We start from the raw sequence: 8060 nt of genomic DNA on the forward strand, positions 1-8060 counted from the left end.
CCCCGTCCCTAGCCCCTGCCCCGCCGATCTGCTAAAGCGCGGCGTAATCCCCAAAACCCACGAGTTTGCGATGATCCCGCGTTATACCCGTCCGGAAATGGCTGCCATTTGGGAGCCGCTGACCCGTTTCAAGATCTGGTTCGAGATCGAGGCCCATGCCTCCGACGCGCAGGCTGCGCTCGGGGTGATCCCGAAGGAGGCCGCCGAGGCGATCTGGAAGGGCGGCAAGGACGCCGCGTTCGACGTGGCGCGGATCGACGAGATCGAGCGCGAGGTCAAGCACGACGTCATCGCCTTCCTGACCCATCTGGCCGAGTTCGTCGGGCCCTATGCGCGCTTCGTGCACCAGGGCATGACCTCGTCGGACGTGCTCGACACCTGCTTCAACGTCCAGCTCACCCGCGCCGCCGACATCCTGCTGGCCGACCTCGACCGCGTGCTGGCGGCGCTGAAGGCCCGCGCCTTCGAGCACCGGATGACGCCATCGATCGGCCGCTCGCACGGCATCCACGCCGAGCCGGTGACGTTCGGCCTGAAGATGGCCTACGCCTACGCCGAATTCTCGCGCGCCAAGGAACGCCTGGTCGCCGCCCGCAAGGAAGTCGCCACCTGCGCGATCTCCGGCTCGGTCGGCACCTTCGCGCATATCGACCCGCGGGTCGAAGAGCACGTTGCGAAAGCGATGGGCCTCGCGGTCGAGCCGGTGTCGACCCAGGTGATCCCGCGCGACCGCCACGCGATGTTCTTCGCGGTGCTCGGCGTGATCGCCTCGTCGATGGAGCGGCTTGCCACCGAGATCCGCCACCTGCAGCGCACCGAAGTGCTCGAGGCCGAGGAGTATTTCTCCGAGGGTCAGAAGGGCTCGTCCTCGATGCCGCACAAGCGGAACCCGGTGCTGACCGAGAACCTCACCGGTCTCGCCCGTATGGTGCGCGCCTATGTGATGCCGGCGATGGAGAACGTGGTGCTGTGGCACGAGCGCGATATCTCGCACTCCTCAGCCGAGCGGATGCTGGCGCCCGACGCCACCGTGACGCTGGACTTCGCGCTCAACCGCCTCGCCGGCGTGATCGAGAAGCTGGTGGTGTATCCGGAGAACATGACCAAGAACCTCGACCGCCTCGGCGGCCTGGTGCACTCGCAGCGGCTGCTCACCGCACTGACGCAGAAGGGCTGCTCGCGCGAGGAGAGCTACAAGCTGGTCCAGCGCAACGCGATGCCGGTGTGGCGCGGCGAAGGCGACTTCCTGACGCTGCTGAAGAACGACCCGGACATGAAGAAATACATGACCGACGCCGAAATCGAAGAGCAGTTCGACCTCGGCTATCACCACAAGCACGTCGACACCATCTTCAAACGGGTGTTCGGCGAGAGCTGAGGCAAGGCGCCAGCAGCGGCGCGCAACGAAAAGCCCCCGGTTTGCGGGGGCTTTTTTTGTGGCTGCAGCAAGCCTGATAGTTACGGGACCGGCCGCCCGCTCGAGCACCGAGATCTGGTGCAGACCTCGCCACGTCATGCCCGGCCTTGTGCCGGGCATCCACGTCTTCAGGCCGATCTGCAACAAAGGCGTGGATGGCCGGGACAAAGCCCGGCCATGACGAAGATCAGCAAAGAGCCGCCGCTTACGCCGCCTTGGCGAAATGCTGGGCGAGGCCTGCGAACAGGCCGCGGCCGTCGGTGCAGCCCATGATGTCTTCGACGTGATTTTCCGGATGCGGCATCATGCCGAGCACGTTGCCGCGCTCGGAGACGATGCCGGCGATCGAGGCGGCGGCACCGTTGATGTTGTGGCTCTCGCCGACTTCGCCTTCCGGCGAGCAGTAGCGATACAGCACCCGGCCATCGCCTTCGAGCCGCTTCACGGTGTCTTCGTCGGCTTCGTAATTGCCCTCGCCGTGCGCCACCGGCACCTTGATCACCTGGCCGGCGGTGTAGCCGCGGGTGAACGGGGTGTCGTTGCGTTCGACGCGCAGATGAACATCGCGGCAGATGAACTTCAGCCGCGCGTTGCGCATCAGCACGCCCGGCAGCAGGCCGGACTCGCACAGGATCTGAAAGCCGTTGCAGACGCCGAGCACCAGGCCGCCGTCGGCGGCGAACTTGCGCACCGCGTCCATCACCGGTGCCCGCGCCGCAATCGCGCCGCAGCGCAAGTAATCGCCATAGGAGAAGCCGCCCGGGACGACGACGAGGTCTGTGCCCTTCGGCAGCTCGGTTTCGGCATGCCACACCATCGCGGCGTCGTTGCCGGAGACGAGTTTCAGCGCCCGCGCCATGTCGCGCTCGCGATTGATGCCGGGGAAGACGAGGACGGCGGATTTCATGTGGTCGATACTTCGTTGAGTTCGAGACGACGTTCGATGCGGTCGAGCCGCTGTTCGTGGCGGACCAGCGTGGCGTGAATGCTGCCGAGTTCGGTGTGAATGCCGACGATCTCGTGGCGAAGGCCGTTGTGCGAGTGCCGCAACGCCTGCATGTCCTGCTTGAGTTCGTCGACCTTGCCGTCGACCTGCGCGAGACGCGCCTGCACGGCCTTGAGGACTTCGTACATCAGTTCGGGAGTGATATCAGCCATCGCAATGCCCTCATCAAGACCCTCACCCGGCGAGCTTTGCTCGCCGCCCTCTCCGCACAGGGAAGAGGACTGTCAGCCCAGCACCTCGACGCGATAATTCTCGATCACGGTGTTCGCCAGCAGCTTGTCGGCGGCGTCCTTGAGGGCGGCTTCGGCCTTGGCCTTGTCGGCGGCGCCGTCGAGCTCGATGTCGAACACCTTGCCCTGGCGCACGCTGGCGATGCCGGCGACGCCGAGCGACTTCAGCGCGCCCTCGATCGCCTTGCCTTGCGGATCCAGGATGCCGTTCTTCAAGGTAACAGTGACTCGTGCCTTCATGGTCGCCTCGATGATCCCCTCGTCATGCCGGGCAGAGCCTCCGCCCCCTCCGTCATTCCGGGGCGCTCGCGCTCAGCGAGCGAACCCGGAATCTCGATCGTTCTATAACTTCTGGATTCCGGGTTCGCGCTGACGCGCGCCCCGGAATGACATCGCTTGGAAACGCGCTTGCGCGCGCCGCCCTAGCCTCAGCCCTTCACCAGCACCGGGCCGGAGCCGACCGGGCGCTCGTTTTCCATCAGGATGCCGAGGCGCTTGGCGACTTCGGTGTAGGCCTCCAAGAGGCCGCCGAGATCGCGGCGGAAGCGGTCCTTGTCGAGCTTCTCGTTCGACTTGATGTCCCACAGCCGGCAGCTGTCCGGCGAGATCTCGTCGGCGACGATGATCCGCATCATCTCGCTTTCGAACAGCCGGCCACACTCCATCTTGAAGTCGACCAGCCGGATGCCGATGCCGAGGAAGAGACCGGTGAGGAAATCATTGACGCGGATCGCCAGCGCCATGATGTCGTCGATCTCTTGCGGCGTCGCCCAGCCGAACGCGGTGATGTGCTCTTCCGAGACCATCGGGTCGTTGAGCTGGTCGTTCTTGTAGTAGAACTCGATGATCGAGCGCGGCAGCTGGGTGCCCTCTTCGATCCCGAGCCGCTGCGACAGGCTGCCGGCGGCGACGTTGCGCACCACCACCTCGAGCGGCACGATCTCGACTTCGCGGATCAGCTGCTCGCGCATGTTGAGGCGGCGGATGAAATGGGTCGGCACCCCGATGTCGTTGAGGTGCTGAAACAGGTACTCGGAGATCCGGTTGTTGAGGACGCCCTTGCCCTCGATCACCTGGTGCTTCTTGGCATTGAACGCGGTGGCGTCATCCTTGAAGTGCTGAATCAGCGTTCCGGGTTCCGGACCTTCATACAGCACCTTGGCCTTGCCTTCGTAAATGCGACGTCGCCGGCTCATGGGGATGTACCGTGTTTTGTTGAAATCCATCGGGTGGTGGGCTCCGTCTGACGAAAGCGGCCCACGGCGGAGCTGCCGAAAGGCCAGGAATAGGAAACAGAACGAGAACCCAGCCTCGCTGCAACCTAGCTGATTGGCCCCCCCGATACAATCGATCCGGCCGGGTGGCCCGGGAGTTTTACCCCTCGCTGTGCGCCATTGTGGCAGTTGTCTTAACGGGCGGCTCTGGATATCTAGGCATCGAACCTGCCCACCGCAAACCGGCCCTTCTGCCGGCTCAAGATCGGAACAACAGACATGACCACGTTCGACAAGCGCGAAGAAGGCTTCGAGAGGAAGTTCGCGCTCGACGAAGAGCAGAAGTTCAAGGCCGAGGCGCGCCGCGACAAGCTGCTGGGCCTCTGGATCGCCGAGAAGCTCGGCCTGTCCGGCGACGCTGCCGCCGCCTACGCCAAAGAGGTGGTGATCGCCGACCTGGAAGAGGCCGGCGACGACGACGTGGTGCGCAAGGTCACCAAGGATCTGACCGACAAGGGCATCAACCTGCCGGAGACCGAACTGCGCGCCAAGATGGCCGAGTTCTATGCCCAGGCGGTGCAAGAGGTGAAGGCCGGAACCTGACGGGTTCCCGCCGGCCGCCGCGGCGGTCGCCTCATTGCTCAATCGAATTTCAAATGCCCGGGCCCTGCCCCGGGCATTCGTGTTTTTAGCGCCGGGCACCGGGCCAAGCACGGCCGATGGTGTCCCGCTCTGCGACAGCCCGCCTGGCTCGGATTAACGTTCGGCACGCAGGCGGAACAAAGCGACGACGAATCACTGCGAATCGGCGCAGCCGCCGTAGCGAACGCTGCAAGTTGTGCGCCCGCCTTCCCGCTCACACCAAGGCTGGAGGCCGCTCCCCTCGCCCAAGGCGGTGAACGGCGCGGAAGAGTTAACCGGTCGAACGATCTGAACGCGGCGCGGGGCGACGGCCGCGACGGCGGCCTGCCACATGATCCCCCGTCAGGGCCGGGGCGAGGCTCCTCCGGGAGCGCTCGCGGCGACGTCGCCGAGCGCGGGATCGCCGAGCAGGGCACGTTCACGGCGCCGAGGAAGCCGGCCCAGGCGCAGCAAGTAGCCCGCATGAGCGAAGCGAAATGCGGGAGATTATCGACAAGACAACCCGCATGTCGCTTTCGCTCATGCGGGCTACGCTTGCTACATCGATCGTCGTGAGCGATCGGAATGCGGTCTACCCCCGGGCTCCCCCTTAGAATTGCGGCCTCCGCATCAAATCAGTCGCAGCTACTACCTCCCCGCAAACAGCCCGTTCAGCTCCGCGCCCTTCGTTGCCCCGGCGAATGCGGTGAACGTGCCCTGCTCGGCGATCTCGCGCGCGGCGCCGAGGAAGCCGGCCCAGGCGCAGCGCGCCAGCGAGCCGCCGACGCTGATGCGGCGGACGCCGAGGTCGGCGAGCATCGGCACCGTCATGCTCGGCTGGGCAATCAGCACGTTGAGCGGCTTCGGCGCCACCGCCTTCACCAGCGTGGTGATCTCGGCCTCGGTAGTGATGCCCGGCGCGTACAGGCAATCGGCACCGGCTTCGGCGAACGCCACCAGTCGCGCGGTGGTCTTGGCGAGATCGCGCTCACCCTTGAAGAAACCTTCGCAGCGCGCCACCAGCACGACGTCCTCGCCCGATGCGTTGATCGCCGCCCGCGCCGCCTTGATGCGCTCGGCGGCGAGCGCGTCGTCGTAAAACGGCTGCGCCGGATCGGTGGTGGTATTCTCGATCGACAGCCCGGCAATGCCGGTGGTGATCGCGCGCGTCACATTGGCGGCGACGCCGTCGGGGCTGTCGGCAAAGCCGTTCTCGAAATCGGCATTGACCGGCAGATCCACCGCCGCGCAGAGCGTCGTCAGATGCGCCAGCACATCGTCGCAGCTGACCTGATTGTCCGCCCGCCCCGCCGACCACGCAAAGCCGGCACTGGTCGAGGCCAGCGCCTGAAACCCGAGCGACGCCAGCGCCCGCGCCGAGCCGACATCCCACGGATTCGGCAGCACGAAACAGCCGGCCTCGTGCAGCTTGCGAAACGTGGCGCGCTTGGCGGCGGTCGTGATCATCGGCGATCTCCCTGTGATGTTTGCTGTTGTTGTCGGGACGCTAGCACGGGCCCGGTCGCGGCGTCGAAGCCGCCGATGACAGCCGAAGTGTCCCACCCTGCGACAGCCGCCACCGCGCGCCTTAACGTTCCGAACGCAGCCGGAACAAAGCGGTGACGAATCACAGCGAATCAGGTCGCGCGAGAAGCGGCGAGCTGCATCTCGCGCGGAGGCGAGCGCCACCACACCAGGGATGGACCTGGGGGAGCGCTGGACGAAGGCGGCGAAGGCGCAGAACGTTAACGGCGGGACACCGCCCGGCAGGCCCGCTGGCCCGGCAAGCAGGCCAAGATGCGGCCGTACAGGCCACCTCGGATCGCAATCGAATAGAGCGCGCACTGGACGTAAAGTAACACATATGTTACCGTTGATCATGCTGGATATTCGCTACTATTCGGCTGATCGGCAAAGCCCATTCGCGGATTGGCTCGACGGGCTCGACGTCATGGCGGCCGCCAAGGTCACGACGGCCGTGACTCGGCTGTCCCTGGGCAATTTTTCCAACGTTAAGTCGGTCGGCGAAGGCGTCCTCGAAACCAAGATCGATTTCGGGCCCGGCTATCGGATCTATTTCGGCCGTGACGGCGATACGTTGGTCATTCTGCTTTGCGGTGGCACCAAGAAGCGACAACGCAGCGATATCGCGCGAGCCATCGTGTATTGGCGCGACTACAAGCAGAACAAGAAGCGGCGGTCAGGACTGAGCAATGGCTAATACGAAGAGCTTCAAAGAGTTGGTCCAGAACCGCGTTGCGAAAGACCCGGCATTCGCCGACGCCCTCCTGCGGGAAGCGATCGAGGTGATGCTCAAGGGCGATATCGAGACCGGAAAAGCCGTCCTGCGCGACTACATCAAGGCCACCGTCGGCTTCGAACAACTCGGCGCCGCGACTGATCTGCCCCCCAAAAGCCTGATCCGGATGTTCGGCCCCAGCGGCAACCCGCAGGCGAAAAACCTGTTCAGCGTGATCGGCTATCTGCAGGATCGCGCGGGGTTGGAGCTGAAGGTGAGTAAGGCGCGGCGGGCGTGAGCCGACCGCATCGAACCGCTGATGCGGAGACAAAGACCATGAGCGAGCAACGGTTCGACAGCGTCTGGGACAGTGGAATGGCACGTAAAGCCGGCGACGTGAGGCAGCGTTCAGCGTAGCCTGCATGAGCGCAGCGACATGCAGGAGCATTGTCGATGATCCCGGGTGTCGCTGCGCTCACCCGGGCTACGCTTACTGATCCACCTGCGTCGCGACGCTTATCCCTGAGGTAGTGCCATGATTTTCGAGGAGATCGAGAAGCGTATTGACGCATTGTTCAAAGACCGCGTCCGATTGATTGCCGAAAACGCGAGCGGCGGCTTTTCGAGCGCATGGATGTTTTGGGGCAACCGCAACGACTTCTACTTGGGCTCGAAGACTCTGCTGGGCTCGTTCAAGGTCAGCCTACATGAGAACGGGCGTGGCTACATAGCTTACCAGAAGCAGTATTTTCTGAAGAAGCGAGAAGAAGGCATTTCGATTCCGGCGAAGACCGTTTTTGAGTGGGAACTGCCTAAGCCCGCAGCGCTTGGTGCCGTGCATGCTGCCAGCCTACTTTTGCCCTCTGACTACTTCACTGGAGCAGGTCCGAGCGAATCCGCCCGCAAGAAAACACTTGTGTTTGGTGTTGAACCGGGATGTGCCGCAGAATTCGGAATCTTTCTCTCGCACGAGAATATGCAGACGCTCGAACCGAAATTCGCCAAAATGGGTCATCCAATCGTAATGGTAACGCTTGAAAACAAGTTGAACGTCTCTATCGTGGCGCGATCCCGTACATTCAATCCTACCGTACTTCCTACGGCCGAAATGTTTGCGAAGAGCAAATCCATCCAATTGCAAAAAGAACCAACACACGAGCAGAAAAATCTCAATGCAATGATTTGGAATGCGCCAAAGGACGGTGAAGCGCTTCAGGTGATCGACGTGGGTGGTCTAGAAATAAGAAAATAGTAGTCCACGTCCCAGTGGCAGAAGGCATTGCGCCTCGGATTAAGCAACCTCACTCCCAGCCCCCTACCCAATCCCCACCAC

10 protein-coding genes are annotated in these 8060 nt (G+C 63.5%); 5 read left to right on the plus strand and 5 right to left on the minus strand.

What is annotated here, in order from left to right; genetic code table 11:
* Positions 1-70 precede the first annotated feature (70 nt).
* Positions 71-1378 carry an adenylosuccinate lyase gene (gene purB / locus VRZ08_RS24855; protein WP_264074322.1) on the plus strand — a complete coding sequence of 436 codons (1308 nt, stop codon included), beginning with the start codon at positions 71-73 and terminating at the stop codon, positions 1376-1378.
* Between the two features lie 244 nt (positions 1379-1622).
* Here the strand turns inward: purB and purQ are convergent, their stop codons facing one another.
* The 4 genes from purQ to purC all read right to left on the minus strand — a co-directional run bounded on the left by purQ (position 1623) and on the right by purC (position 3849).
* Positions 1623-2324: a phosphoribosylformylglycinamidine synthase subunit PurQ gene (gene purQ / locus VRZ08_RS24860; RefSeq protein ID WP_164632200.1), complete on the minus strand. Its 702-nt coding sequence runs from the start codon at positions 2322-2324 to the stop codon at positions 1623-1625.
* A complete protein-coding gene (locus VRZ08_RS24865; RefSeq protein WP_264053096.1) occupies positions 2321-2575 on the minus strand; it encodes a DUF1664 domain-containing protein in 255 nt (84 codons plus the stop codon). The genes purQ and VRZ08_RS24865 overlap by 4 nt, the downstream gene beginning before the upstream one ends.
* A gap of 72 nt (positions 2576-2647) precedes the next feature.
* A complete protein-coding gene (gene purS, locus VRZ08_RS24870; RefSeq protein ID WP_011159358.1) occupies positions 2648-2893 on the minus strand; it encodes a phosphoribosylformylglycinamidine synthase subunit PurS in 246 nt (81 codons plus the stop codon).
* 188 nt (positions 2894-3081) lie between these two features.
* Entirely contained in the window at positions 3082-3849 is a 768-nt protein-coding gene (gene purC, locus VRZ08_RS24875; RefSeq protein ID WP_199851757.1) for a phosphoribosylaminoimidazolesuccinocarboxamide synthase, read from the minus strand.
* 297 nt (positions 3850-4146) lie between these two features.
* Between purC and VRZ08_RS24880 the strand changes: the two genes are divergently transcribed.
* Positions 4147-4470, plus strand: coding sequence for a DUF1476 domain-containing protein (locus tag VRZ08_RS24880; protein WP_107345553.1), 324 nt, complete (start codon positions 4147-4149; stop codon positions 4468-4470).
* A 666-nt stretch (positions 4471-5136) separates the two neighbouring features.
* Here the strand turns inward: VRZ08_RS24880 and VRZ08_RS24885 are convergent.
* On the minus strand, positions 5137-5955 hold the full coding sequence (locus VRZ08_RS24885) for an isocitrate lyase/PEP mutase family protein (RefSeq protein ID WP_414534235.1): 819 nt from the start codon (positions 5953-5955) through the stop codon (positions 5137-5139).
* Positions 5956-6367: 412 nt separating this feature from the next.
* Between VRZ08_RS24885 and VRZ08_RS24890 the strand changes: the two genes are divergently transcribed.
* The 3 genes from VRZ08_RS24890 (at position 6368) to VRZ08_RS24900 (ending at position 7979) form a co-directional block, all read left to right on the plus strand.
* Positions 6368-6709: a type II toxin-antitoxin system RelE/ParE family toxin gene (locus VRZ08_RS24890; RefSeq protein ID WP_414534237.1), complete on the plus strand. Its 342-nt coding sequence runs from the start codon at positions 6368-6370 to the stop codon at positions 6707-6709.
* Complete coding sequence (locus VRZ08_RS24895; protein WP_114358812.1) at positions 6702-7025, plus strand: transcriptional regulator; 324 nt, start codon at positions 6702-6704, stop codon at positions 7023-7025. The genes VRZ08_RS24890 and VRZ08_RS24895 overlap by 8 nt, the downstream gene beginning before the upstream one ends.
* Before the next feature lie 237 nt (positions 7026-7262).
* On the plus strand, positions 7263-7979 hold the full coding sequence (locus VRZ08_RS24900) for a hypothetical protein (protein ID WP_414534236.1): 717 nt from the start codon (positions 7263-7265) through the stop codon (positions 7977-7979).
* Positions 7980-8060: the final 81 nt, after the last annotated feature.

The sequence above is a fragment of the Rhodopseudomonas sp. G2_2311 genome, assembly GCF_047501505.1.
GTDB lineage: Bacteria > Pseudomonadota > Alphaproteobacteria > Rhizobiales > Xanthobacteraceae > Rhodopseudomonas > Rhodopseudomonas palustris_H.